Raw genomic sequence first — 249 nt, 5'->3', positions numbered from 1 at the left:
AACGTGTTCCAAGCAGCCTGGCCAAGCTGGAACGCCTGCACAACCGTGTACTGGAGTGGGTACCTGCACAGCGCGCCACCCTCGACGACTTGCGCGCCCTGACCCAAGCCAGTTATCCAACACTGCGCTTTGCCGATGACCTGCTGGAGGATCTGCGCACTAAGGTTGGCGGATGCCTTCGTCGTGTGGCTGTCAACCTGTACAGGGTCTACAGCGAAACCCAAGCCCAGGCTATCGACAGCATTGACC

1 protein-coding gene is annotated in these 249 nt (G+C 59.8%); it reads left to right on the top strand.

Annotation, left to right across the window (positions count from 1 at the left end):
• Positions 1-249: hypothetical protein (locus ACX6XY_RS30445; RefSeq protein ID WP_460337960.1), on the top strand; the 249-nt coding region annotated here is incomplete at both ends.

The sequence above is a fragment of the Streptomyces sp. O3 genome (assembly GCF_054788135.1).
The sequence above is the reverse complement of the archived record's forward strand: the minus strand, read 5'-3'. Positions and strand labels throughout refer to the sequence as shown.